At 41.9% G+C, this 24,509-nt stretch carries 20 protein-coding genes; 7 read left to right on the forward strand and 13 right to left on the reverse strand.

Features of this window, described 5'->3' with window-relative positions:
• Window positions 1-244 precede the first annotated feature (244 nt).
• Together PL11201_RS19095 and PL11201_RS19100 are read right to left on the reverse strand one after the other, a co-directional pair.
• A complete protein-coding gene (locus PL11201_RS19095; RefSeq protein ID WP_079680478.1) occupies window positions 245-1,396 on the reverse strand; it encodes a patatin-like phospholipase family protein in 1,152 nt (383 codons plus the stop codon).
• 141 nt (window positions 1,397-1,537) lie between these two features.
• Window positions 1,538-2,002, reverse strand: a complete 465-nt coding sequence (locus PL11201_RS19100) for a hypothetical protein (protein WP_079680479.1) — start codon at window positions 2,000-2,002, stop codon at window positions 1,538-1,540.
• A 202-nt stretch (window positions 2,003-2,204) separates the two neighbouring features.
• Between PL11201_RS19100 and PL11201_RS19105 the strand changes: the two genes are divergently transcribed.
• Together PL11201_RS19105 and PL11201_RS19110 are read left to right on the forward strand one after the other, a co-directional pair.
• Complete coding sequence (locus PL11201_RS19105) at window positions 2,205-2,891, forward strand: NB-ARC domain-containing protein (protein ID WP_079680480.1); 687 nt, start codon at window positions 2,205-2,207, stop codon at window positions 2,889-2,891.
• An 88-nt stretch (window positions 2,892-2,979) separates the two neighbouring features.
• Window positions 2,980-4,065 (forward strand): pentapeptide repeat-containing protein, encoded by a 1,086-nt coding sequence (locus PL11201_RS19110; protein ID WP_079680481.1) that lies wholly within the window; start codon window positions 2,980-2,982, stop codon window positions 4,063-4,065.
• A gap of 1 nt (window position 4,066) precedes the next feature.
• On the opposite strand, the gene PL11201_RS19115 is transcribed toward PL11201_RS19110, so the two are convergent.
• The gene (locus PL11201_RS19115; RefSeq protein ID WP_079680482.1) at window positions 4,067-4,558 is read right to left on the reverse strand and encodes a redox protein; all 492 of its coding nucleotides are present in this window, start codon (window positions 4,556-4,558) and stop codon (window positions 4,067-4,069) included.
• Between the two features lie 260 nt (window positions 4,559-4,818).
• Here PL11201_RS19115 and recR point away from each other — a divergent pair, with 260 nt between their 5' ends.
• Window positions 4,819-5,430: a recombination mediator RecR gene (gene recR, locus PL11201_RS19120; RefSeq protein ID WP_079680483.1), complete on the forward strand. Its 612-nt coding sequence runs from the start codon at window positions 4,819-4,821 to the stop codon at window positions 5,428-5,430.
• A 191-nt stretch (window positions 5,431-5,621) separates the two neighbouring features.
• Here recR and PL11201_RS19125 read toward each other — a convergent pair whose 3' ends face one another.
• Window positions 5,622-6,185: an EF-hand domain-containing protein gene (locus tag PL11201_RS19125; RefSeq protein WP_079680522.1), complete on the reverse strand. Its 564-nt coding sequence runs from the start codon at window positions 6,183-6,185 to the stop codon at window positions 5,622-5,624.
• A gap of 83 nt (window positions 6,186-6,268) precedes the next feature.
• Here PL11201_RS19125 and PL11201_RS19130 point away from each other — a divergent pair, with 83 nt between their 5' ends.
• A complete protein-coding gene (locus PL11201_RS19130) occupies window positions 6,269-6,568 on the forward strand; it encodes a PepSY domain-containing protein (protein WP_079680484.1) in 300 nt (99 codons plus the stop codon).
• 160 nt (window positions 6,569-6,728) lie between these two features.
• Here PL11201_RS19130 and PL11201_RS26200 read toward each other — a convergent pair whose 3' ends face one another.
• Both PL11201_RS26200 and PL11201_RS19135 read right to left on the reverse strand, forming a co-directional pair.
• Complete coding sequence (locus tag PL11201_RS26200) at window positions 6,729-6,839, reverse strand: type II toxin-antitoxin system HicA family toxin (protein ID WP_144017827.1); 111 nt, start codon at window positions 6,837-6,839, stop codon at window positions 6,729-6,731.
• Window positions 6,836-7,075 carry a type II toxin-antitoxin system HicB family antitoxin gene (locus tag PL11201_RS19135; protein ID WP_079680485.1) on the reverse strand — a complete coding sequence of 80 codons (240 nt, stop codon included), beginning with the start codon at window positions 7,073-7,075 and terminating at the stop codon, window positions 6,836-6,838. Before PL11201_RS19135 ends, PL11201_RS26200 begins: the two co-directional genes overlap by 4 nt.
• A gap of 397 nt (window positions 7,076-7,472) precedes the next feature.
• On the opposite strand from PL11201_RS19135, the gene gltB reads away from it, so the two are divergent.
• Window positions 7,473-12,071: a glutamate synthase large subunit gene (gene gltB / locus PL11201_RS19140; protein WP_079680486.1), complete on the forward strand. Its 4,599-nt coding sequence runs from the start codon at window positions 7,473-7,475 to the stop codon at window positions 12,069-12,071.
• A 247-nt stretch (window positions 12,072-12,318) separates the two neighbouring features.
• Here gltB and PL11201_RS26205 read toward each other — a convergent pair whose 3' ends face one another.
• The 6 genes from PL11201_RS26205 to cax all read right to left on the reverse strand — a co-directional run bounded on the left by PL11201_RS26205 (window position 12,319) and on the right by cax (window position 17,890).
• Window positions 12,319-12,477, reverse strand: coding sequence for a type II toxin-antitoxin system Phd/YefM family antitoxin (locus PL11201_RS26205; RefSeq protein ID WP_144017828.1), 159 nt, complete (start codon window positions 12,475-12,477; stop codon window positions 12,319-12,321).
• A 535-nt stretch (window positions 12,478-13,012) separates the two neighbouring features.
• Entirely contained in the window at window positions 13,013-13,906 is an 894-nt protein-coding gene (argB, locus tag PL11201_RS19150; protein ID WP_079680487.1) for an acetylglutamate kinase, read from the reverse strand.
• A 79-nt stretch (window positions 13,907-13,985) separates the two neighbouring features.
• Window positions 13,986-14,525, reverse strand: a complete 540-nt coding sequence (mreD, locus tag PL11201_RS19155) for a rod shape-determining protein MreD (RefSeq protein WP_079680488.1) — start codon at window positions 14,523-14,525, stop codon at window positions 13,986-13,988.
• A gap of 49 nt (window positions 14,526-14,574) precedes the next feature.
• Window positions 14,575-15,348, reverse strand: coding sequence for a rod shape-determining protein MreC (gene mreC / locus PL11201_RS19160; protein ID WP_079680523.1), 774 nt, complete (start codon window positions 15,346-15,348; stop codon window positions 14,575-14,577).
• Between the two features lie 84 nt (window positions 15,349-15,432).
• Window positions 15,433-16,473, reverse strand: coding sequence for a rod shape-determining protein (locus PL11201_RS19165; protein WP_079680489.1), 1,041 nt, complete (start codon window positions 16,471-16,473; stop codon window positions 15,433-15,435).
• Between the two features lie 301 nt (window positions 16,474-16,774).
• Entirely contained in the window at window positions 16,775-17,890 is a 1,116-nt protein-coding gene (gene cax / locus PL11201_RS19170) for a calcium/proton exchanger (RefSeq protein ID WP_079680490.1), read from the reverse strand.
• A gap of 150 nt (window positions 17,891-18,040) precedes the next feature.
• Between cax and PL11201_RS19175 the strand changes: the two genes are divergently transcribed.
• Window positions 18,041-19,504 (forward strand): bifunctional orotidine-5'-phosphate decarboxylase/orotate phosphoribosyltransferase, encoded by a 1,464-nt coding sequence (locus tag PL11201_RS19175; protein ID WP_079680491.1) that lies wholly within the window; start codon window positions 18,041-18,043, stop codon window positions 19,502-19,504.
• 169 nt (window positions 19,505-19,673) lie between these two features.
• Here the strand turns inward: PL11201_RS19175 and PL11201_RS19180 are convergent, their stop codons facing one another.
• Window positions 19,674-20,060 (reverse strand): response regulator transcription factor, encoded by a 387-nt coding sequence (locus PL11201_RS19180; protein ID WP_079680492.1) that lies wholly within the window; start codon window positions 20,058-20,060, stop codon window positions 19,674-19,676.
• Between the two features lie 698 nt (window positions 20,061-20,758).
• On the opposite strand from PL11201_RS19180, the gene PL11201_RS19185 reads away from it, so the two are divergent.
• Window positions 20,759-24,457 (forward strand): PAS domain S-box protein, encoded by a 3,699-nt coding sequence (locus PL11201_RS19185; protein WP_079680524.1) that lies wholly within the window; start codon window positions 20,759-20,761, stop codon window positions 24,455-24,457.
• Window positions 24,458-24,509 lie beyond the last annotated feature (52 nt).

The following is a 24,509-nucleotide window of genomic DNA, read 5'->3' on the forward strand; positions in this document are numbered from 1 at the left end:
GCATTTTTTAATCTTCAAAAGAACCTAAATTAAAAAAAGTGTAGGGGCGAGGCGCGCCTCGCCCCTACAGAAGAATTGAGAGATTTTTTAGGATTGATAATCTTAATTATTCTTTTGTACAATTCATTTAGAATTGCTATAATATTGCCATAATTGGCGAATGAATAGCCCTAAAACCGAACTTTTGCTGGCGAGATGCCCACACTAATTTTATCAGATAATATCCAGCATAACTTTATGTGTTTTATGCCGAAAGACTACTGATCAAATCAGTGGATTTTTCGGAAATCAAGCAGTTGACAACTCTTTCTAGTTTCTGTTGATATTCATCGGTATCCATATACCGTTCAGCAACATCTTCTAAGAGTGCAATATTTTTCGCATCGGCACTAAATGTAACCACATTTTCCTTAAAAATAGGCTGGAATCGCACATAGTTATTGGGGTCATCAAAAAGTTGTTCTACGATATAATCAACTGCATCACTAGAGCCATCAAAAAACACATCCATTAAAGGAATACTTCTAATTAAACTCATCCAATTTAAAGCACCCCACCCTTGAGCTTGTCGAACTGTAATTCGATGTAATCCAGCACCCGAACCAAAAGATGCAACAACATCAGGTAATTTTTTATGCTGTTTTCGACATTCAGCAATAGCACACAAAGCGGGATTACTTGCTACGATACCTCCATCAATTAAGGGAATTCCATCAGGAGAAACTTTTAAGCTTTCATCTCCATTTTTTGCTTTTTCTTTTGCTTTTGCTTCTAAATGATCAATAAATTCTTCATTTTTAATAACATGAGCCGGAAAAGCAGCAGGTACAGCTGATGAAGCTCTACACACTTCCCAAATAGGTAAGGTTTGAAATTCAGGTTTGTTGCTTTTAAAGATTACAGCTTGATGATTATATACATCATAGCTAGTAATAATGACATTACTTTTTAATTCTCCAAAACATTGACGACCAAAGATTTCTTTCAGGCTATATTCTAATCCAGTTCCATCATAAATTGGTTGACTCAAGAATTTCTTGATTTTTTCATTATCAATATCCCACATATTCAGGATATTGAACGTGCTGAAATCAACAGTTTGGTTAAGATGCCTGATAATAATGCTTTTAAGGGTTTCTAAAAACTCAGGGAAAATATCTAAAGCATGGAGTTTATACAAAGCTTTGATGTCTTTAGCTGAGATTCCACAAGCAACTCCACAAGCAATAATACTCCCTGAAGATGTGCCAGCAATAATATCAAAGTATTCTCTCAATTCTTTATCAGGATTGATTGCTTTCAGCTTGTCTTCAACTGCTTCTAACATTGCTGCGGTTAAAATTCCTCGAATACCGCCACCATCAAATGAAAGAATTCGGCGAGGTGTGTTAAACATTTTAGTTACTCCTTGATATCTATTAATTTGAGGCTATCTATGAATAATCGAAATTAGGACTGATTAAATAGCCTGGAAAAACTGGGATTAATTTTTGCTCAAACAAGACTTTGGTAAACTGGCTATTCTGCGAGTTATTCCTTATTGTGGTTTTTGAGGTTGTCGATAGTAAAGACCAGGCCAATCAGGATTAGCATCAACCCAATATCTAACACCCTCTGTCAGTTTGCCGTTCAATTTCATTAACTGGCAATTTTCAACACCAGCCCTTGTACCTCCGTAAGGACATTTATCTTGGATACCTTTATAATAAATACCAGGCCACTTAGGATTAGCATCAACCCAGTATTTCACACCAGGAAAGACGACTCCATTCCCAAAAGCCTGGAGTTGACAGTTGTCACCAGCAATAGAACCACCAAAAGGACAGGGATTTCGGATGATCGATTGTGCGACAAAGTATTCTGTTTTTGCTATATTATTGCTACTTTCTTGTTGAGTAAAACCTTGTTCAAAAGCAGCACTGCTTTGAGATAATCCTATAGATGGAAACAAAACTACAGCCGAAAAAAGAATTGTTGTAGCACTCAATAACCTCATGTTCATAGCTTTACCTCCCCAGATTGAAAACAGCTATATTAGACTTTCTAACTTGATGTTCTTAGACTAACTTGATCACTTGTTGATTGACAGTAAGAAAAGGTGATCACTTTAATGTAAAGAAACCTGAAGATAAACAAAGAACAGTAAAAAAAGTAAGAAAAGGTGATAGAATCCAAATAAAATGAGAGTGCGACGTTAATAAACCATGCCAGAGATCACACCAGATGAAATTGTAGCTCTATTAACTCCTCTGTTTCCATCAAATCGGTTGAGCGATACTCAAGAACTGGTGTTGCGGGGGTCTTGGCAGGGAGAATCTTATCAAGAAATTGCCACAGCCTTCGACTATGATACAGATTATATTAAAGGGGTCGGTTCTCAGTTGTGGCGATCGCTCTCTCAAATCCTAGGAACTCCCGTTAGCAAATCTACTTTCCATGCAGTTATTCACTCCTATGCCCATAAATCAAAACAGGTATCTAGTCAGTCTGAGATTATATCAAAACCATTAACAGCCGATGATTCTTCTTCCTATTTAAAGATCATAATAGCTAAAAAATTAGAATCACAAAAAATTATAAATCCTCTGAAATTTTATGGTTTAAACACAGCAATTGATGTTTCCTTTTTCTCTGGTAGAAACACTGAAATCTCAACGCTCAAACAATGGATTTTAGAAGAAAACTGTCGCTTGATTGCTATTTCAGGGATGGTAGGAATTGGGAAAACGGCGTTATCCGTTAAACTGACCCATGAAATTAAGCAACAGTTTGAATTTGTTTTCTATTATAACCTTAATACTGGTTTATCTTTATCTGAATTATTAACAGAAATATGTGATTATTGTTTGATTTCTCTCTCTCCCCCCCCCCCGAATTTATCAAAGAATTGAAGTCGAAATTTTACGCTTTATTGAATACTTACAAAACCATCGCTGTTTAATTATATTTGATGGGTTTGATGCCATTTTTCAAGATAGAATGTTAACAGGAAACTACCGAAATGGATATGAAGAATATGGGCAACTGCTGCGACAACTAGGAGAAATTAACCATCAAAGTTGTATTCTAATCACCAGTCGAGAAACTCCTCAAAAAATTGCTGTTTTAGCCGGAAATCTTTTACCTGTGCGAGTCTTCAATTTAAAAGGTTTAGATTCTCAAGCAGGAGAGGAAATTTTAAAACTGAAACAGGTTAAAGGAAGTTCTTTAGAGTATAAAAAACTGGTTAGGGATTATTCGGGTAATCCTCTTTTATTAAAACTGGTTGCTACATCAATTCAAGATTTATTTAACAATAGTATCGCAGAATTTATAAGCGAAAATCATCTAATTTTTAATGGAATAAAAGCAATATTGGATCAGCAATTCAACCATTTATCAGACTTAGAACAAAAGATCATGTACTGGTTGACAATTGAGGGTCAATCTGTTTCTGTTAAACAACTTATAGAAAATGTATTTCCACCTGTTTCTGAAGCCCTATTACTCGAAACTTTAGAATCTTTGCAACGGCGATCGCTAATTGAAAAAGAAAATTTAGGATTTACTCAAACTCATTTAATTAGAGCTTATATAACAGAAAAAATTATTGAAGATTTTTATCAAGATTTAACTTGGGAATATGATAAAAAAACTCCTCGTTATTGTCCATTATTTTTGATATTGCAAAATTATCCAATTTTCCAAGCAACAGCAACCGATTCTGTTCGAGAGTATCAAAATTCTAGCCTAGTTCAGCCTTTAATTCAGAAACTTGTCGCCCGATATAATAGCCCAGAAGACGTAGCCGAACAGCTTAATATCATTTTAATCAAACTCAGAGAAATACAAGGCCCCTGCGGTTATGCTTTTGGAACTTTGATTAATTTATTGTGTTTTCTCAATATAGATTTAGTCGGGGCAGATTTTTCAGAATTACCCCTCTGGGAAGCCGATCTAAGCTCCCTGAATTTAGAACAGATTAACCTAAAAAATTGTGATTTGACCAAATCGATTTTTAGAGAAAAATTAGAAACCAACAGAGAAACCCGGTTCCTTCGAGAAACCCGGTTTCTGAGGTGCTAATTTAAGCCGCTTGTCGTTCTTCCTGATCAAAACCGTGTAAAATGGGTTCCGGGCCGAATTTAGAAGTTACTCTGAGCAAACGGGGAATTTCAAAACTATTATAAACGCGAAACTCACTTTGAATAGTCGCTTCTGCGGTTCTAACGGCTTGGTTTAATACCAAAGAACCATCGGGGTCAGAAACAGAACGATGGAAGGTTCCGGGGGGAATCCTCAAAATGTGACGGTTGGCATCTAATCTAACAATATGATAGGGATCTTTCCAGGCAAAATTAACTAAATAAAAGGTACGTCCCCCACTCACCGCTAACAAATTATCTTCTTGATGAGGATGAAGATAAAATTGCCAATAGCCAGTTTCCGTATTATTCGGACTAATGGCTGGCCCCTCATGGAATACTAAATCGCGGGCGTTTGAATTGGCAATAGTAATATCAAAAAAACGGACACTGGGGGTATCACGGAATTTATGAAAGGGGATTAATTCAAACATACAGATTTTGTTTAGAGGATTCGTTTTTTTGTGGGTTATCCCTAGCTTAGTCACACTTGTTCAAACAATCAAAACCCATTGAGCATAATTTCCATGCGGAAACCGAATAGATGGGGGGAGAAGGAGAGGGGGAATTTTTAAGGTAAGATGTAGTGAGTCCTTTAGGACTCTCTCAGAAAGCCCTGAAGGGCTGACTACGGTTTGTAGTGAGTCCTTTAGGACTCTCTCAGAAAGCCCTGAAGGGCTGACTACGGTTTGGAATTGGAGGCAGTCCAACGGTTTATACTCGTCCCTTAGCTCGACTCATTGAGCAATTACAGCATTTACCCGGTGTGGGGCCAAAAACCGCCCAACGCCTAGCGCTTCATATTATTAAGCGTCCCGATGAAGACGTGCAAGCCTTAGCTCAGGCGTTATTGGATGCGAAACAGCAAGTCGGTTTTTGTCAGGTTTGTTTTCATCTTTCGGCTGAACCCGTTTGTGATATTTGTCGCAACCTCCAACGTGACCCCGATACAATTTGTGTGGTGTCCGACTCCCGGGATGTCATCGCTTTAGAAAAAACCAGGGAATATAAGGGTAAATATCATGTTTTGGGGGGGGTAATTTCTCCGATGGATGGGGTTGGCCCCGAACAATTAACCATTCAACCCCTAGTGCGGCGGGTGAGTCAACAACAGATTAAAGAAGTGATTATTGCCATTAGTCCTAGTATTGAGGGGGAAACCACGACCTTATATATCGGTCAACTGTTAAGACCTTTTACCAGAGTCACTCGAATTGCCTTTGGTTTACCGATGGGCGGCGAGTTAGAATATGCCGATGAAATTACCTTAGCCCGGGCATTGGAAGGGCGGCGAGAGTTAGATTAAAGAATACCCACCCGCCCAGAAACCGGGTTTCTGTCTTATAGCAGGGAACAGGGAACAGGGAACAGGGAACAGGGAATACCGGAGGAAAAGACTTCACCGTCTAGCTTTCAGCATCACTCTTTGTCCTAATAGGTCTGGTGACTGCTATATCTTAAAATTCTGAAGATAATCCCCCACAATCATGGCGTGCATTACTCCACAGAACCCCAAAACCAGTTGCCTACAGCACCGGGTTCCTTTTCAGTTAGAAATTCTTTCTTAGCAGAAACAAACTCTTTTTTAGAGAGAATGCCGTCCTGGTCGATATCAAGTTTTGAGAAGACAAAGGCTGATTTTTCAGCATCTAGGTCAAACACACTGAAAAAAAGACGATGCTCTTGTTGTGAGATGTGACCATCACCGTCTAAGTCAATAATATCAAACAAAGTCTCTATTAAAGGGTCGTTGTAATCTGGATTTGAAACCGCTTTTTCTATGCTTTGACAAAATTCTTCAGGACTAACCTTACCATCTTCATCCAAATCCGCTTTAGACCAAAAATTCTCCCAAACATTAAGCCACTTAAACAACAAATCTTTGTGAATTTCTGAACCTAAATCCGCGCTACGGAGCTTGGCAAATCTCTCGGCAAAGATCTTAGCATCTTCTTTGCCAATGAAGCCCGAATTATCTGCATCCAGACAGTGAAAGTGATACAGTAACTTTTTTCTATGATATTCGCTTAACAATGCTTTTTCCTTTTGCTTAATTAACATACCTAGATTACCATAGAGGAGACAATTAGAGTACAATAGCATCTGTCAAAAAGTAAATTCTCGAAAAATCCGAGAGGTAATTTATGATTAAAAAAACAGGTTCGGGTTGTCTTTTATTGATATCTCTGTCATTTTTTAGCTTGATTTTGGGGATAGACAGTGTTCGAGCCGATGACGATCGAGACGCAACCCCAGAGGAAATTACTAGAATTAAACAGGTTTTGGCAGGTCAGGGGTGTTCATTTGATGATGATAATGATGTAGATTTTGAATTAAATCGCAATCGTTATGAAGTTGATGACGTGATTTGCTCCGATGGAAAGAGTTATGAGATTTACCTTGATCAAAACTTTAATATCATTTCCAAGCGTCAAGATGATTGAGTGTCAAAACATTAATATAGCAATCCTATTTGAGTTGTGATAAAAATCTGTAGGGGTTGGGTCTTCCAACCCTCTTGGTGCTTGGGTTAAGTCTCCCAACCCCTAGGATAAAATATTACAAACCCTACACGGATTGCTATAAGTACCTAAACAAAATTAATTACACATCCTCATACAGAGCATGACTCCCTTTTTGACGGTCAAAATAAAAACCTAAATTTTCGATAACTTTGATAAAGTCTTTAGCTTTGACACTGGGAAAATTACTCATGCTAAGATCCTTAATGGCTTAACAATTAAATCTTCTCTAGGAATTGACTGATGATCAGCCCTTAAACTTTCAATATATAATTCAATCGCTTCTGTAATATTATCGATCGCTTCTTCAAAAGAATCTCCTTGAGAATGACAACCTTTTAGAATAGGGCAAAAAGCATGATAACCTCCATCGGGTTCTTTTTCCAGAATCACTGTATAATTGTAAACTTGTTTATTATTGTTATCCATAAGTTTTTAACTTGTTAGTAATCTACCGACTTTTATCGGAGTATTATTCTATAACAATTCTAAATAGATTGTAAAATTATAGCAAGTCTAAATCAGTTGTACAAATAGCTGAAAATCCGAATCATCGTAGGGGGACGGCGGGCCCCGACCCTACACACCGAATTTGTGTCCATTTTTTAGGGTTAATAATCTTGATCATTCAGTCCCAACTTAGTCTAAATGTATACCAACAAACAGAACAATTTTTTGTTTTCCCCAACTCCCCTAACTCCCCCACAACTCCCCTGAACCAAGGTAAGCTGACATAATAGGTTTTTCCCTCCCTTAATGGGCCTTCGTTGCCCTCGGAGACTGTAAAGCTCTAGGTATCTACATTCATAACCTTAAATTGACTGTCATGAATACTCACAAATTCCCCGAAAAACAGGGTTTATACGATCCACAATTTGAACACGACGCCTGCGGGGTCGGGTTTATTGTGCAGATGAAAGGCAAACAGTCCCACGATATTGTCGAACAGGGGTTAACCATCCTCCTCAACCTCGACCATCGCGGCGCCTGTGGTGCGGAAACCAATACGGGTGACGGGGCGGGAATTTTAATGCAACTCCCCCACAAGTTCCTGAAAAAAGTGGCGGCGGCGCAGAATATTACCCTACCCGCACCCGGTCAATATGGCGTGGGGATGATGTACGCCTCCCCCGATACCAACGCCAGGGAAAGCGGTCGCCGAATTTTTGAGAAAATTGTGGCCGATGAAGGTCAACAGGTCTTAGGGTGGCGAGATGTTCCCACAGATCATTCTTCCCTGGGAAATACCGCTAAAATGAGTGAACCCTTCATGCAGCAGGTGTTTATTCAACGGGGTTCGGGTTTAATAGATGATTTGGCCTTTGAACGGAAACTGTATGTGATCCGTAAACGCGCCCATAGCGAGATCCGGGTGACTCAGGTGGACACCTATTTGTATTTGTCGAGTCTCTCCTGTCGCACAATGGTCTATAAAGGGATGCTGATGCCTGTACAGGTGGGTGATTATTACCCCGAACTCCATGATCCTGATATGGAAAGTGCCTTAGCGTTGGTTCACTCCCGCTTCAGTACCAATACTTTCCCCAGTTGGGAACGTTCCCACCCCTATCGTTATATTGCCCATAACGGCGAAATTAATACCCTGCGGGGCAATATTAACTGGATGACCGCCCGCCAGTCGATGTTGGAGTCGGAACTATTTGGGGAGGATCTGAAAAAAATTCAACCGGTGATCAATATTAATGGTAGCGACTCGACCATTTTTGATAATGCCCTAGAATTGTTAGTCTTGGCTGGGCGATCGCTTCCCCATGCGGTGATGATGATGATCCCGGAACCTTGGACGGCCCACGAGTCCATGAGTGATGAGAAAAAAGCCTTTTATGAGTACCATTCCTGCTTAATGGAACCCTGGGATGGCCCGGCTTCCATTGCCTTTACCGATGGGACGATGATGGGGGCTGTCCTCGATCGCAACGGTTTACGACCTTCCCGCTATTATGTCACTAAGGATGATCTCGTAATTATGGCGTCGGAGGCCGGAGTTCTCCCCATCGAACCGGAACGGGTGGCCCATAAAGGTCGGTTACAACCCGGGCGGATGTTCCTGGTGGATATGGAACAGGGGCGGATCATTACCGATGAGGAAATTAAAACCAAAATCGCCACGGAACAACCCTATCGGGACTGGATCAACCAGAATATGGTGGAATTGGCGAACCTCCCAGACCCCGATGTAGAGACGAGCCATGGCGCGTCTACAGAGGGCTTAGTCCAACTACAAACAGCCTTTGGTTATACCTTCGAGGATCTGCGCCTGTTATTAACCCCCATGGCCCGGGATGGGGTGGAAGCGGTGGGTTCCATGGGAACTGATACGCCCTTGGCGGTGTTATCCGATCGCCCGAAACTGCTTTATGATTATTTTCAACAACTGTTTGCCCAGGTCACCAACCCCCCCATCGACTCCATTCGGGAGGAGATTATCACCTCGGCGGAAACGACTATCGGGGCGGAACGCAACCTCTTAAAACCCGAACCGGAAAGTTGCCACCTGATCGAACTGAAAAGCCCAATTCTGAGTAACGAAGAATTAGCTAAACTTAAATTTGTGAATGGGGGCGGTTTTCAAGCCGTTACCCTGCCGATTCTGTTTAACCCCAAAGATGGGGTAAAAGGTCTTGAAGCGGTAATGGAGGGGATTTTTGCCCAGGCTGACAAGGCGATTGCAGGTGGGGTGAACCTGTTAGTTTTGAGCGATCGCGGAGTCAACCCGGAAAACGCCCCCATCCCGGCCCTGTTAGCGGTATCCGGTTTACATCACCATCTAATTCGTCAAGGGACTCGGACACGGGTAGGGATTATTTTAGAATCCGGTGAACCCCGAGAAGTCCATCATTACGCCCTGTTAATCGGTTATGGTTGCGGGGCAATTAACCCCTATATGGCGTTTGAAAGTATCCACGATATGATCGAGCAGGGATTATTAGTCGGTGTGGACTATAAAACCGCTTGCAAAAATTACATTAAAGCCGCCACAAAAGGGGTCGTTAAAGTGGCTTCAAAAATCGGGATTTCCACTTTACAAAGTTATCGTGGTGCCCAAATTTTTGAGGCTATTGGGTTAAATCAATCGGTGATTGATCGATACTTTAGTTGGACGGCTACTCGGATTGAAGGGGCTGATTTAGATGTTATTACTCAAGAAGCAATCTTACGTCATACCCACGCTTTCCCCAACCAACCCGGGGAGAAAACCCATACCCTAGATGTGGGGGGTGAATATCAATGGCGTAAGGAAGGAGAAGCCCATTTATTAAGCCCGGAAGCGATTCATTCCCTCCAGAAAGCGGTGCGTTTGGGAGATTATGAATTGTTCAAAAAATACGCCCAATTGGTGAATGAACAAAACCAGAAATATTTCACCCTGCGCGGGTTATTGCAATTTAAAGATCGTCAACCGATTCCTTTAGAAGAAGTCGAACCCATTGAAGCGATTATGAAACGCTTTAAAACCGGGGCGATGAGTTATGGATCGATTTCTAAGGAAGCCCATGAAACCTTAGCGATCGCCATGAATCGGATTGGGGGTAAGTCTAACACCGGAGAAGGTGGCGAAGACCCAGACCGTTACACCTGGACAAACGAACAGGGGGACTCGAAAAATAGCGCTATTAAGCAAGTCGCTTCCGGTCGGTTTGGGGTCACGAGTTTGTACCTTTCCCAAGCGAAGGAAATTCAAATCAAAATGGCTCAGGGGGCTAAACCCGGAGAGGGAGGACAACTGCCCGGACGTAAGGTTTATCCGCCCATTGCCAAAGTTCGCCATTCTACCCCCGGCGTGGGTTTGATTTCTCCTCCTCCTCACCACGATATTTATTCGATTGAGGACTTGGCCGAATTAATTCATGATCTGAAAAATGCTAATCGCCAGGCTCGGATCAGTGTGAAGTTAGTCTCGGAAGTCGGAGTCGGAACCATTGCCGCCGGGGTAGCTAAAGCCCATGCCGATGTGGTCTTAATCTCCGGTTTTGATGGGGGCACGGGTGCGTCTCCCCAAACTTCGATTAAACACGCCGGACTGCCTTGGGAGTTGGGGTTAGCAGAAACCCATCAAACCCTGGTGTTGAATAATTTGCGATCGCGCATTGCCGTGGAAACCGATGGTCAGATGAAAACTGGCCGGGATGTGGTGGTGGCGGCGTTGTTAGGAGCCGAGGAATTCGGCTTTTCAACCGCCCCGTTAGTCACCCTGGGTTGTATTATGATGCGGGTGTGCCACCTAAATACCTGCCCGGTGGGTATTGCTACCCAAAACCCCCAACTGCGGGAGAGTTTTTCCGGTGATCCTGAGTATACCGTTAATTTCATGAAGTTCATCGCCCAGGAAGTCCGAGAAATCATGGCTGAGTTGGGTTTCCGTAGCTTAACGGAAATGGTGGGACGCACGGATGTATTGGAAGGCAAGAAAGCCGTTGACCATTGGAAAGCCAAGGGAATTGACCTCTCTAAAATCCTTTATCAACCGCAAGTTGGGGACGATATCGGCCGTTATTGTCAAATTCCCCAGGATCACGGGTTAGATAAATCTATGGATATCACCGTGTTACTGGATTTGTGTAAACCTGCTATTGAGAAAGGTGAGAAGGTTGAAGCGACCCTACCGATTAAAAATATTAACCGGGCGGTGGGAACGATTTTAGGCAATGAAATCACCAAAAACCATTGGCACGGTTTACCGGAAGATACGGTGCATCTGCATTTCCAAGGCAGTGCGGGTCAAAGTTTTGGGGCTTTTGTTCCCAAGGGTGTGACGCTAGAATTGGAAGGGGATGCGAACGATTATGTGGGTAAGGGATTAAGCGGAGGTAAAATTATTATTTATCCTCCGGCAGTTTCCACTTTTATCCCTGAAGATAACATCATTATCGGTAACGTTGCCCTCTATGGCGCAACTCTGGGGGAAGTCTATATCCGAGGGTTAGCGGGGGAACGTTTTGGGGTGCGTAACTCCGGCGTGAATGCTGTTGTGGAAGGTGTGGGAGATCATGGTTGTGAATATATGACCGGAGGTAAGGTCGTTGTCCTGGGTGCGACCGGACGGAACTTTGCGGCGGGGATGAGTGGCGGGATTGCCTATATCTTCGATGAAAGCGGAGATTTTGCTACCCGTTGTAATCCGTCCATGGCGGATTTAGAAAAGTTGGAAGACCCGGAAGAAATTAATCAGGTTTACCAATTAATTGCTAAACACGCGGAGTATACCAAGAGTCAGAAAGCGCTGAAAATTTTGGCAAATTGGACGGAAATGATTCCGACATTTGTTAAGGTGATTCCCCGGGATTATAAGCGGGTTTTGGAAGCATTAAAAGAAGCGGAAAAATCCGGTTTAACGGGGGATGATGCGTTAACGGCGGCGTTTGAAGCCAATTCCCGTGATGTGGCGCGGGTTGGCGGAAGTTAAGTGTTAGAAACCAGGTTTCTCAGAGAAACTCGGTTTCTATTGGGTATGAGGTAGGGGTGGGTTCTCTCAGATTTAGAAAACCCCACCCTAATCTTAATAAACCTGCCCCCCTTAGTTGAATAAATATCAGGAAGGGCGGGTTTATTAAAATTTATGTGAATTAACAAAGATTGTCTCGAACCCGCCCCTACAAAGTGCTAAAATTTGGTTAAGTTAATTAGGAATTTTTAATATTGATGGATTTAAGCTAAGATAAATTTAATATTTGCTTAACTTCATCTAAATAAAAAGTAGGACTTTCTTGTTCTTTTTGTTGTGCTGTTCTTAAATCTCGTAAATCTTGTAAATCTTCTAACAGGTTTTGAATTTTAAGCAATTTTTCACTCAATTTAATCTCAAAAGACATGGGCTATATTTCCTTAGTCGTTCTTAATCTAGTATAGCGCGATGGGTTCCGCCCAGCAAAAGGCGATCGCATAGCTACCAACCCAAACATCATACTTTTTTAAAAATAGCGATCGCTCTCTATCTAACTCAAAACGGGATAAGTTATACTGAGACTATGTTTTAATTTGTACCCTAAGATCAATATAAAATAGGCTAAATATGAGCAATACCTATACCGCAATTATTAAACAAGATGGGAATTGGTGAATTGGCTGGATTGAAGAAATTCCAGGAGTGAATTGTCAAGAATCTTCCCGTGATCAATTATTGGCAAGTCTTAAAACTACGTTGGAAGAGGCATTAGAATTTAATCGCCAAGATGCTATTAATGCTGCCAATGGTAATTACCAAGAAGAAAAAATAGCGGATTGCAACTCAGCCTGAAAAAACAACATAAACCTGTAGGGGCGGGTTCTCCCAAATCTAGTAAACTTTACTCAGATATTAATAAACCCGCCCGACCCAACTGTTGTTATCTCTCTATCGGTGAATCTTTAACGCATAAATTCAGAAGCGACAATCATCGTCCCTATCCCCGAATCAGTGAAGACTTCTTGCAATAAAGCATGGGGAACACGACCATCTAAAATATGAGCCGCCCGCACACCTTGGGCTAAACTTCTGACACAACAATTGACTTTAGGAATCATCCCCCCGGAAACAATTCCTTGTTCAATTAATTGTCGGGCTTCCTGAATATTAACTTGGGCAATTAAGGTATCGGGATTATGATAATCCTCCAAAATTCCGGCTGTATCGGTTAACAGAATTAACTTTTCAGCACCCAAGGCCGCCGCAATTTCCCCGGCAACCGTATCGGCATTCATGTTATAAGCCTGTCCATCTTCATCCGTTGCCACACTAGAAACCACGGGAATATAACCACTACTCACCAAAGACTCTAAAAGTTTAGTATTCACACTACTGACTTCTCCTACAAAACCAATATCCGCTTGACCTTCGGGACGAGCTTTAATTAAGTTGGCATCCTTGCCACATAGGCCAACAGCTTCCCCTCCAGCCTGGTTAATCAAAGAGACAATTTCCTTATTCACCCGACCCACTAACACCATTTCCACTACATCCATGGTTGCGGCATCAGTGACTCGCAACCCATTTTTAAATTGAGGTTCAATTCCCAATTTAATTAACCAACTATTAATTTCTGGGCCACCGCCATGGACAACCACCACCCGAATTCCGACAAAAGATAGTAACACAATATCCTGCATCACCTTATCTTTCAGGCTGCTATCCTTCATCGCAGCCCCCCCATATTTCACCACAATTGTACGATTAGAAAACTTTTGAATATAGGGGAGAGCTTCACTGAGAATTTTAGCGCGAACTGCTGTATCTGTTTGGTCAAAATCGCTATGTTTAAGCATATAAGTTTCGGTGAGAGCGTGTAGAAGCGAGTTCCGTGAGAACTTTGTGAATTAACCCAACTCTCCACCAAACCCGCCCCTAAGATTTTAGTTGATTTGAGGTTTCCAGAAATGCCCACCAGCGATTAAGCGGCAGATAGATGACAGGAGTCCACAAACTACTCAAAATTGCTGTGGACAGTGCTACCCGTTGTTGGTATCGGAATAATTCATCTAAAGCCAAATATCCAAAACTGTTCAATTGAAAACCTCGGATAGCTTCCACTAAAATCGCCATCCCAAAAACCATCACAGCAACAGAAATAAAATCCTCTTGAATTTTTTTGATAATTCGTTTATAAATCACTACGGTTAAAAGACTAACAATCACCAAGGGAATAATATGGGAAGGAAAAGAAACTGTTAATCCATCTAAAATCAACCCACAGCATAAACCCCCAACCATAGCCTGTAAAAAAGAGCGTTTAATGCTCCAAGTCACCAGCCAAATTAACACCCAATTCGGGGTAATTCCAAAGAGTTCTAACCCAGGAATCCGAACCAAAGATAACCAAATACAAACCATTAAAGAAATAATGGTAATCATCAAATTTAAAACTTGATAAGGCTTAAAAAACATATTTAATCAGTTATCAATTATCGTTTATCAGTAATCAGTGTAAGAGCAATTAATTATCAATTACTGATTTTTGATTCGGATAAATAATCACCCATTCCACAGAAGGAATAGAGGCAAAAAACTCAACAATTGCTTCGGGGGATGGGGCTTTATTCATATCTACAGAAACGACTTTACCAATGGGCAAACCTTCAGGGACAAGCTGGCTATAACTAGAAGTAACAACCACATCTCCCACCTTAACTTTAGGATCACTTTCAAAAAATTCCATGATTCCTTGTTCGGTCGAATTTCCCTTGAGAAATCCCATATTGCGACTGCGACTAATCGTCACCCCAATGCGACTCATCGGATCACTCAAAAGCATCACTTTACTGGTACTAGGTGTCATACTAATCACCCGTCCAATTAATCCACCGGGAGCCACCACTAAATCCTGATTCCGAACCCCCTGCTGACTCCCACGACCAATAATAATTTGTTTCCACCAAGAATCGGCACTGCGACCAATCACAGGAGCCACAATTCCCTTACCCTGTTTTTTAGCAGCGACATAATTTAAAAGATCCTGAAGCTTTTGATTTTGGTTTTTCAGTTCTTGAATTTGAGCTTCCAACTGATTAATTCGAGGATCAATTTGTCGAACAATTCTTTCCTGTTCCGTTACGGTTGATGCCGATAAATGAAACGGACGAGTCACCCAATAGTACATTTCATATAAAGCAGCCCCTTGAGTTTGTCGCACTAACCAAGCGGCTAAAATTGCCAAACCCAGTAAAAAAAATTGATTCCGACTGCGACTCCACCAACTGCGTGTTTGCATACCAATTAAAATTAACTGTGAAGATAATTGATAATTGATAATTACTTTTTTCAGGGTCAATTATCAATTATCGATTATCAATTGTTACAGATTGCGGGAACTCCCAGTAAAAACCCGTTCCAACTGTTTGAAATTTTCTAATACCCGACCAGTACCTAACACCACACAACATAGGGGGTCAGCCGCAATATGGGTAATAATTCCGGTTTCGTGGCTAATTAAGGCATCAATGCCCTTGAGTAAAGCTCCTCCACCGGCTAACATAATTCCCCGATCAATAATATCAGCAGCCAGTTCTGGGGGAGTCCGTTCTAAAGTGCGTTTGACCGCATCAATAATAATTGATAGAGGTTCTGCCATACTTTCGCGCACTTCTGGAGATTTAATAGTCACGGTTCTAGGCAAACCTGATAATAAATGAATCCCCCGTACTTCCATAATCATTTCTTCATCGGCGGCGGGGTTGGGGTAAGCGGAACCCATCTTAATTTTAATATCCTCAGCCGTTTGTTCTCCAATCACTAAGTTATGAACTTTTTTCATATACAAAATGATGGCATCGTTGAGTTCATCTCCAGCCACCCGCACGGACTCGCTCAATACCGTTCCCTGTAAACTCAAAACGGCGACTTCCGTTGTCCCGCCCCCAATATCCACAATCATATTTCCTGTCGCTTCGGAAACGGGTAAACCCGCACCAATGGCCGCGGCCACAGGTTCATCAATTAGTCGGACGTCCCGCGCCCCAGCCTGAGAAGTCGCTTCAATCACCGCCCGGCGTTCTACTCCAGTTACTCCACTGGGAATCCCAATCACAATTCGAGGCGCAATCAAGGTTTTTCCCTCATTCACCCGCCGAATAAAGTGTTTTAGCATTTGTTCGGCTGCATCAAAGTCTGCAATCACCCCATCCCGCAGGGGTCGTAGTACCACTACATTTTCTGGAGTGCGGCCCAACATTTTTTTGGCTTCTTCTCCCACCGCCAACGGGATTTTTTCTAGTTTGTCAATGGCGACAACCGAGGGTTCTTGTAGTACAATGCCCTTACCCGATACATAAATCAATGTGTTAGCAGTCCCTAGGTCAATGCCCATGTCCTGCGAAAAACGACTAAAAAGACCCACTATTCTTTCCCTATAAAAAATTAACAGCAATCCTTTCGGAGTGTCCGTAAGGGCGACTAACCGATGAGAATTGTATTACGTTTTGGGTTGTGCGTCTAGTCATTACTATTTAGAATGCTGAGAACTTCAACCCAAAATTCCTCACCATCGGTTTCCGTGATCATACTTTTAGTTCGTCGGGTAGAAGACCGGATCAGGATTAAGCTGTACTGCATCTATGAATTGCGATCAGGAAATTGCCCGATGCTTGTGGGAGCATCCGGGATCCCTAGAATATACAGTTTAAATGCAGTACAGCTGATCAACCAATCCCCTCAATAATCGGATGGAAGTAAAACGCAATCCCCAAAACAGTATAAGCAGCCAAGAGTAATACCCCCTCTAACCAATCGGAACGGCCATCGGAACTGACGGAGTTAGCAATTAACACGGACACGGCAACGGCGATTAATTCAAAGGGGTTAAAGTTTAAATCCATCGGTTTCCCTAATATCCATCCGGCTAAAACCAACACGGGGGCCACAAATAAAGCAATTTGCAAACTCGAACCTAGGGCCACGGATACGGACAAATCCATTTTATTTTTCATCGCCACGGTAACGGCGGTGGCGTGTTCAGCCGCGTTACCAATAATGGGAACTAAAATCACCCCGGTAAATAGTGCTGTCAGTCCCAGACTAGAGGTAGCTTCCTCTAAAGTCCCCACCAATAATTCCGACTCGAAGGCTACAGTTAAGGTAGCCACTAACAAAACCCCAATCCACAGCTTTAAATTCACCTTTTCCGCCTCATGTCCGGCTTCTGCTGGGGTGATTACGCCATCTTCATCGTTTTCGGCCACTCCCACATCATATAAATAGGAGTGGGTTTTCATGGAAAACAGCAGGGTAAGAACATAAACTGTAATCAAAACCACCGCCACCGCCGCTGAGAGGGTTTGCATGGTTGATTCCTCAATGCCAATGGAGGTAACATCTACTGCCGTTGGTACTAAAATAGCAATGATGGCTAAATTCATCGCCGAGGCATTCAAACGGGCAATAACGGGCTGGAATTTTTGTTCTTTGAAGCGTAAACCTCCTAAGAACATGGATAAACCCATAACTAGGAGGAGGTTTCCCATAATTGACCCGACTAAACTGGATTTTACCACATCAATTAGTCCAGCATTCAGGGCGACAACTCCAATAATTAATTCCGTCGCATTCCCAAAGGTGGCATTTAACAACCCGCCTAAATTCGGGCCCAGGACAACGGCTATTTCTTCGGTCGCAGTTCCCATCCAAGCTGCTAGGGGAATAATCGCTAAAGCTGAAGTAACAAATACAAGAGTTGATCCCCACTCCAAAAAGTGACCCGCAATCGAAATCGGCACAAAAATTAACAGGGCTGAGAGTATGGTTTTGGTATTCAACATTTCAGTAATCAGTTATAGGATTGATCAGAGAACCTGTTGCCCCTAGAAGGCTATATCAACAAAGATTAATTTTTTAACTCGACCTTTCAGGCATTATAATTATAATCATCATCTGTAATCCCTGTCAATTATTAATAATTAACCTTTAAAATGAACTTTTTTAATCAATTATTAGCAGCAATTGAGCAACAAAATAGCTTGCTTTATGTTGCCTTGGAACCCGATCCCGATAGCCATATTTTTGAAACGGTCAATTGTGAGGGAATTGATGGTGATTCGGCGGATATTCTTGAACAGTGGCAGAATTGGCTAGGCTTTGTGATTCGAGAAACTGCGGAATTTGTCTGTGCCTATAAACTTTCTTTAGGGTTTTATTTAAGTTTGGGAATCCCTGGATTGAAACTATTAGAAAAAATATTAAAAGTGATTCCGCCTAATATTCCTATTATTTTAGACGCGAAATATAGCGATTTGAATTCCAGTACCGCCTTTGCTCGTTTTGTGTTTGAAGACTTAAAGGTTGGCGCTTGTACCTTAACTCCTTATGCTGGATTAGATCAAGTTGCACCTTTTTTAGTTTATCCTGATCAAGCGGTATTTATTTCCTGTGCCACGGCTAATCCTTCGGCTTCTATTATCCAAGAATATCCTCAATCTCAACAACCTTTATATTTGGAATTAGTTAAGGTCGCTCAAACTTGGGGAACTCCTGAACAATTGGGATTATTTGTGGGGATGGTACCGGATATGTTAGCCAAAATTCGTCAAGCCGCACCGGAACAATTTATCTTATTAGAAGGGGATGTAGCCGAAGAAAATGATTTAATGGATGTAGACGATTTAACCCCAATTTTAGCTGCTGGATTAAGTTTAAATGGCGATCGCTTATTATTACCCATTCCTCCTAAATTATTAGAAAAAGAAACCATCGGAACTGGAATCAAACAGTTAAGAGAGCAAATTAATATAGAACGACAACAGGTAATCAGAGGAAATCCCACCTGCGATTTATGGTTGCCCGATGTTTGTTTTTTAAGACATCAACCCCATCGAGATTTGATTTTACAATTGTATGATATTGGCTGTATTATTTTTGGGGATCATGTTCAATCATCGGGAGAAACTTTCCCCTATTATATTGACCTGAGACGGATTATTTCCACACCCCAAATTTTTCATCAAATTGTCGGAGCCTATGGAGATATTTTAGAAACCCTAAGTTTTGATCGAATTGCGGGTATCCCCTATGGTTCTTTACCAACCGCGACGGGGTTATCCTTAAGATTACAACGTCCGATGATCTTTCCGCGAAAAGAAGTGAAAGCCTATGGTGCGGGGCGATTAATTGAAGGACACTTTCAACCAGGGGAAACCATTGTGGTAGTGGATGATATTTTAATTACGGGCAATAGTGTGATTCAAGGAGCCGAAAAGCTAAAATCTGCGGGGTTAAACGTTCATGATATTGTGGTTTTAATTGATCATGAACGAGGAGTTAAAGAACGATTAAAGGATAACAATTATCAAGCCCACGCGGTCTTAACCCTTTCAGAAATCGCAGAAACCTTGTATGAAGCGAACCGAATTACAGAGGAACAGTTTAACTTTTTTTAAAGGGAAGTAGGAATTACGAAGTAGGAATTACGAATTACGAAAGGGTAATGGGGAATGGGTAATACTTCGACTTCGCTCAGTAACAGGGTAATGGGGGAATATAAGAAATAATATTACTAGATAGTCCTCTTTTTTTTAGTGTTTAGTGGGGATAGGCTTGAGGATTAATTTACTGGAGTTGTAGAACTTGGCCAACAACTTCCGATAACTTTTGAGCGTCAAAGGGCTTGGTAAGATATTCACTCGCCCCGGCTAGACGGCCTTGAACCTTATCAAAAGCACCGTCCCTTGCTGTTAACATAATAATGGGCAAATTCTGAAACTGAGGAATGCTGCGAACGGTGCGACAAAGTTCTAGGCCATCAATTCCCGGCATGGCTACATCCAAAAGTAAAACCGAAACGGCTTCATGGTAAATGGTGGATAAAGCATCCACAGCATTATCAGCAACAAGGACACGATATTCCTTCCCTAATGCCTGTTGGACGAGTCCTTGCATAACTCTACTATCGTCAACGGCTAAAATAGTGGGTATAGAACTTTGAGATACTGGCATAGTAATTCATGTTCGGTGAGTCGAGATGCCCTGCTCATCAGTAATCAAACCTATAAAAAATAGCCTTGATGACTGGATCTGAGTCCGACTATCTATTATTTTCATTATAGATGAAAAGTATTCGTTCGTTTTAATATAAACAATTCTATACTTTTAAGCCGGATAATCATGAAGAAATTTGATCAAATCTGTTTTCGGTGTTTTTGATTGATCTAACCTCGAAAACAATGGCTATTTTTGAATAGTACAAATAATTAAAAAGTAAAAATACCAAACTACAATTCCTAGACCCCCTGGTTGTCGTCGGTTTCGCTAATACGGAAAAAGCACAAAAAACCCTTTTTGGATGCCTTGCCAGAGTGGTTTGTGTCCGTAAAGATTTTTTGCATCAGCCGATATCACCAGTAGAAGTGGCTGCAACCTTTGTTAAGATTAAAGTAGATTAAAAAGGTTGTGTGAGATCAGGACGTTTGGACAAACAATGTCATACAGCTAGGGCGAGTCAAACAAAAGTCAGATGTCGGGTAACAGTTGAGGTGTTGAGGTGTTAAGGTGTTGAGGTGTTAGCGACTAACCCTTGACCCCTCAGTGAATACGAACATCTCATCCCAAAAAGCGAAATACCCGGTTGCTGATATCTAGCCACTCCCTTTGTATGGTGATTACCGATAATGAACGCAAGATTTTTAGGTCAAACCATGTTCAGCCCAGAGGGCAATAATCTTTCTCAGGTCATCCACAGGTTTGCTGAAATTCCCTTTGATGATTTGACTCACCTAGCGTCCCATCTAGCCCAGACGCCCATTGCTTTAATTACCTTTATGGATACCAGCCATCAGTGGTTGAAATCTCAGGTGGGTTTAACGGGAAAAATACACTCTTATTTGAATTTCTGCGAGTTTATTATTGAATTGCACTGCCAACTAGAATCGCTGACGGAGGATCAAGACGATCTCGATCAGTCCTTAACCCTGAACCCTCCTAAATCTACCTTAAAACTATCTCCAGAACCGATTATTATTCCCGATACCTGGAATGATCACCGGCTTTCTAACCAACCCTTAGTTAAACGAGAGCCTGGGATTCGGTTTTATTTGGGTCTTCCCTTGATCACCACCGATAACTTAATGGTAGGGATGCTGTCGATCATGGATTATCAGCCCCGGGAGCTACCACCAGAAACCATTAAGGCTTTACAATCCCTCAACCATCAAATTATTAGCCAAATTAACTTACACCGCCAACTGATTCACTCCCAAACCAAACTCAGTCAACTCGAAGATATTATTAATGAACGCAAGCAAGTTTGGGAAGTCGTTCGCCAAGAAAGGGACTTTGTTTGTGCGGTTCTCGACACCGTAAGTGCTTTGGTGATTGTCCTTGATCCCGAGGGTCGAATTATTCGGTTTAATCGAACCTGTGAACAACTGACGGGATATTCCGCCGAGGAAGTCGAAGGAAAAACCTTTGATGAGTTGGGGGTTAACCTATTGCCCTTAGATTCTAGTAGCCAACCAGCCCCTAGATCGTCGATAATGATTGAGTTTGATGAATCTCCCAAATCGATGGAAACTCAACATTCCCTTCCGCCGATCCCGAATCATACAAGTTTAAATGCTTGGGAAACGGAATGGATTCAGCCTAATGGCCGACGCCATTGGATTGCTTGGTCAAATACGGCTTTGTTTCAGGCGAATGGCTTGATCAAATATGTGATTGCGACGGGAATTGATATTACCGAACGCAGACAGTCCGAAGTGCGGATGGAATTGCTGGAAAGGGCAATTAAGGCCAGTCCTAGCGGAATTGTGATTAGCGATTTTACCGCCACCGATTGTCCGATTATCTACTGTAATCCCGCCTTTGAACGATTAACCGGCTATTCTCAGGAGGAAGTTTTAGGGCGCAATTGTCGGATGCTTCAGGGTGAGGATACTGATCCAAAAGAATTAGCCCACCTCAAGGATGCGATTACCCAACATCGGGAATGTAGCGTTACCTTAAAAAATTATCGCAAAGATGGCAATTACTTCTGGAATGAACTGTCAATTTCTCCGGTGCGCGATCGAGAAGGACGTTTAACTCATTTTATCGGAATTCAAACCGATATTACCCAACGCAAACAGTCTGAGGATGCTTTGCGCGAAAGCGAGGCTCGTTATCGGCTTTTGGCTGATCATGCGACGGATTTGATTTCTCGACATAGCAACGATGGCACATATTTATATGCTTCTCCGGCTAGTCAGCAATTATTAGGATATGCACCGGAAGAATTGATCGGGAAATCGGTCTATGACTTGATTCATCCCGAGGATTTGGCCGGGACTCAAGAAAAATATTCGCTATTGAGAAATTGTCAAGATATTTATACTGTCAGTTACCGAATTCGATGTTGTAATGGTGACTATATTTGGTTTGAAAGTACCTGTCATGGGTTGAGAAATCAGAACTCACAAGACATTGATGAAATTATTGCGGTTTCACGGAATATTACGGAACGAAAAGAAGCTGAAACCTTGTTGTTAGAGCGATCACGGCTTTCTCAATTGGAAGCAGAAGTGGGAACAGCCCTAGGACACGGGGGGTCAATTGCCACGATTCTCAGCCATTGTATACAGGCGATCGCCGATTATCCTGATGTGGCCGGGGTGGGAATCTGGACATTAAATCTGAATAGCAATCAATTAGAACTCCAAGCCAATGCCGGGTTAGCCGTTCATGAAGATAATATTACCGAAACCGATGTTTTAACCAGTTCCATTCCCTACCCCCTACCCCTAATGAAAAATCGGACGTTTGATTTTCCCTTGGTGGTGGAAGGTCGTCTGGTGGGGTTAATGGCAATTTGTAGCCACTCCACTCTCAATGACGAAGCCCGGGGGGTTTTGGGATGGGTAGCCAATGCTTTAGCCGTGGGTATTGATCGGGTGAAGGCGCGGGAAGAACTCCAAAGTCGCCGGGAAGGGTTATTATTTCGGTTGGCGAGTCAGATTCGGGATTCCTTAGATATTGATACCATTCTTGGAACTGCTGTGAGTGAAATTCGGGCTTTATTGCAGGTGGATCAATGTCATTTCCTCTGGTATATGCACATTCAACCCAATCAACAACCCAGTTTTACTGTCACCCACGAATCTCTAAATCCCAATTTATCCAATGGTTTGCAGGACTATCCCCCGGAACAAATCCCTCTGTTAGCCGAAAAAATTCGGATGGCTCAGACGATTAAAATTGATAATATTCACACCACAACGGTTTTAGATGAATCTACCAGAAGGTTTTTACAGGAGGCGGGTATTTTTTCCCTGTTGTTATTACCTTTGGAAACGCGCTCGGGTCAACGGGGAGCGGTAGTCTGTAATCATTATGGAGGATATCGACCTTGGCGGGACAGTGAGGTGGAACTTTTACGCGCGGTGGTGGATCAGTTAGCGATCGCTATTGACCAGGCAGAATTATATGCCCAAACCCGGGCCGCCGCCCTGGCTGCCCAAACCCAAGCCTTTCATCTGAGTGAAGCCCTACAGGATTTAAAACAAAAGGAATCCCAATTAATTCAAAGTGAAAAAATGTCGAGTTTAGGACAAATGGTGGCGGGAGTTGCCCATGAAATTAATAATCCGGTTAATTTTATTTATGGGAATCTCACCTATGCCAAGGAATATACTCAAGATATTTTAGAATTGCTGGAATTGTATCAGGAAATTTATCCGATTCCGACTCCTGCTATTCAAGCTAAAGGCGAAGAAATTGAATTAGAATTTTTAGTCGAAGATTTACCGAAAATTCTATCTTCGATGGAAATGGGAGCCGATCGGATTCGTCAAATTGTCGTATCTTTGAGAAGTTTCTCACGGTTAGATGAAGCCGAAATGAAGCCCGTCAATATTCATGATGGTATTGATAGTACATTATTAATCTTACAAAATCGTTTAAAACCTAAAGGGGCATCCGGTGGAATTGAGTTAATCAAGGAATATGGCAAGTTACCCAAGGTTGAATGTTATGCCGGACAGTTAAATCAAGTGTTTATGAATCTGATTGGCAATGCAATTGATGCCTTAGATAATCGACCCGAACCTCGAATTATTAAAATCACTACGGAGGTCATTCATCCGAATTTGACAGAACTCAAGGGGAAATTACCTCCTTTAGAACAGGTTAGAATTACAATTCGAGATAACGGCCCGGGAATTGAAGATAAGGTAAAAAATAGGCTTTTTGACCCATTTTTTACTACAAAACCGGTGGGCAAAGGAACGGGTTTAGGCTTATCGATTAGTTATAAAATTGTGGTAGAACAACATCGAGGGGAAATTCTCTGTTACCGAGATCAAGATAATTTTACGGCATTTGAAGTTTCTATTCCCATATTCCAAAAAGAACGGAATCAGTAATCACTCCTATTTGCGATCGCTTTTTCTCGGTAGTTGGTCAAGAGTTAAGTTA

The organism is Planktothrix sp. PCC 11201, from assembly GCF_900009135.1.
Taxonomy (GTDB): Bacteria; Cyanobacteriota; Cyanobacteriia; order Cyanobacteriales; family Microcoleaceae; genus Planktothrix.

What these genes read in the sequence shown, in the direction of transcription:
- PL11201_RS19095 (WP_079680478.1), bottom strand. Translation starts at nt 1,396, where the DNA reads ATGTTTAACACACCTCGCCGAATTCTTTCATTTGATGGTGGCGGTATT.
- PL11201_RS19100 (WP_079680479.1), bottom strand. Translation starts at nt 2,002, where the DNA reads ATGAACATGAGGTTATTGAGTGCTACAACAATTCTTTTTTCGGCTGTA.
- PL11201_RS19105 (WP_079680480.1), top strand. Translation starts at nt 2,205, where the DNA reads ATGCCAGAGATCACACCAGATGAAATTGTAGCTCTATTAACTCCTCTG.
- PL11201_RS19110 (WP_079680481.1), top strand. Translation starts at nt 2,980, where the DNA reads ATGTTAACAGGAAACTACCGAAATGGATATGAAGAATATGGGCAACTG.
- PL11201_RS19115 (WP_079680482.1), bottom strand. Translation starts at nt 4,558, where the DNA reads ATGTTTGAATTAATCCCCTTTCATAAATTCCGTGATACCCCCAGTGTC.
- PL11201_RS19125 (WP_079680522.1), bottom strand. Translation starts at nt 6,185, where the DNA reads ATGTTAATTAAGCAAAAGGAAAAAGCATTGTTAAGCGAATATCATAGA.
- PL11201_RS19130 (WP_079680484.1), top strand. Translation starts at nt 6,269, where the DNA reads ATGATTAAAAAAACAGGTTCGGGTTGTCTTTTATTGATATCTCTGTCA.
- PL11201_RS26200 (WP_144017827.1), bottom strand. Translation starts at nt 6,839, where the DNA reads ATGAGTAATTTTCCCAGTGTCAAAGCTAAAGACTTTATCAAAGTTATC.
- PL11201_RS19135 (WP_079680485.1), bottom strand. Translation starts at nt 7,075, where the DNA reads ATGGATAACAATAATAAACAAGTTTACAATTATACAGTGATTCTGGAA.
- gltB (WP_079680486.1), top strand. Translation starts at nt 7,473, where the DNA reads ATGAATACTCACAAATTCCCCGAAAAACAGGGTTTATACGATCCACAA.
- PL11201_RS26205 (WP_144017828.1), bottom strand. Translation starts at nt 12,477, where the DNA reads ATGTCTTTTGAGATTAAATTGAGTGAAAAATTGCTTAAAATTCAAAAC.
- argB (WP_079680487.1), bottom strand. Translation starts at nt 13,906, where the DNA reads ATGCTTAAACATAGCGATTTTGACCAAACAGATACAGCAGTTCGCGCT.
- mreD (WP_079680488.1), bottom strand. Translation starts at nt 14,525, where the DNA reads ATGTTTTTTAAGCCTTATCAAGTTTTAAATTTGATGATTACCATTATT.
- mreC (WP_079680523.1), bottom strand. Translation starts at nt 15,348, where the DNA reads ATGCAAACACGCAGTTGGTGGAGTCGCAGTCGGAATCAATTTTTTTTA.
- cax (WP_079680490.1), bottom strand. Translation starts at nt 17,890, where the DNA reads ATGTTGAATACCAAAACCATACTCTCAGCCCTGTTAATTTTTGTGCCG.
- PL11201_RS19175 (WP_079680491.1), top strand. Translation starts at nt 18,041, where the DNA reads ATGAACTTTTTTAATCAATTATTAGCAGCAATTGAGCAACAAAATAGC.
- PL11201_RS19180 (WP_079680492.1), bottom strand. Translation starts at nt 20,060, where the DNA reads ATGCCAGTATCTCAAAGTTCTATACCCACTATTTTAGCCGTTGACGAT.
- PL11201_RS19185 (WP_079680524.1), top strand. Translation starts at nt 20,759, where the DNA reads ATGTTCAGCCCAGAGGGCAATAATCTTTCTCAGGTCATCCACAGGTTT.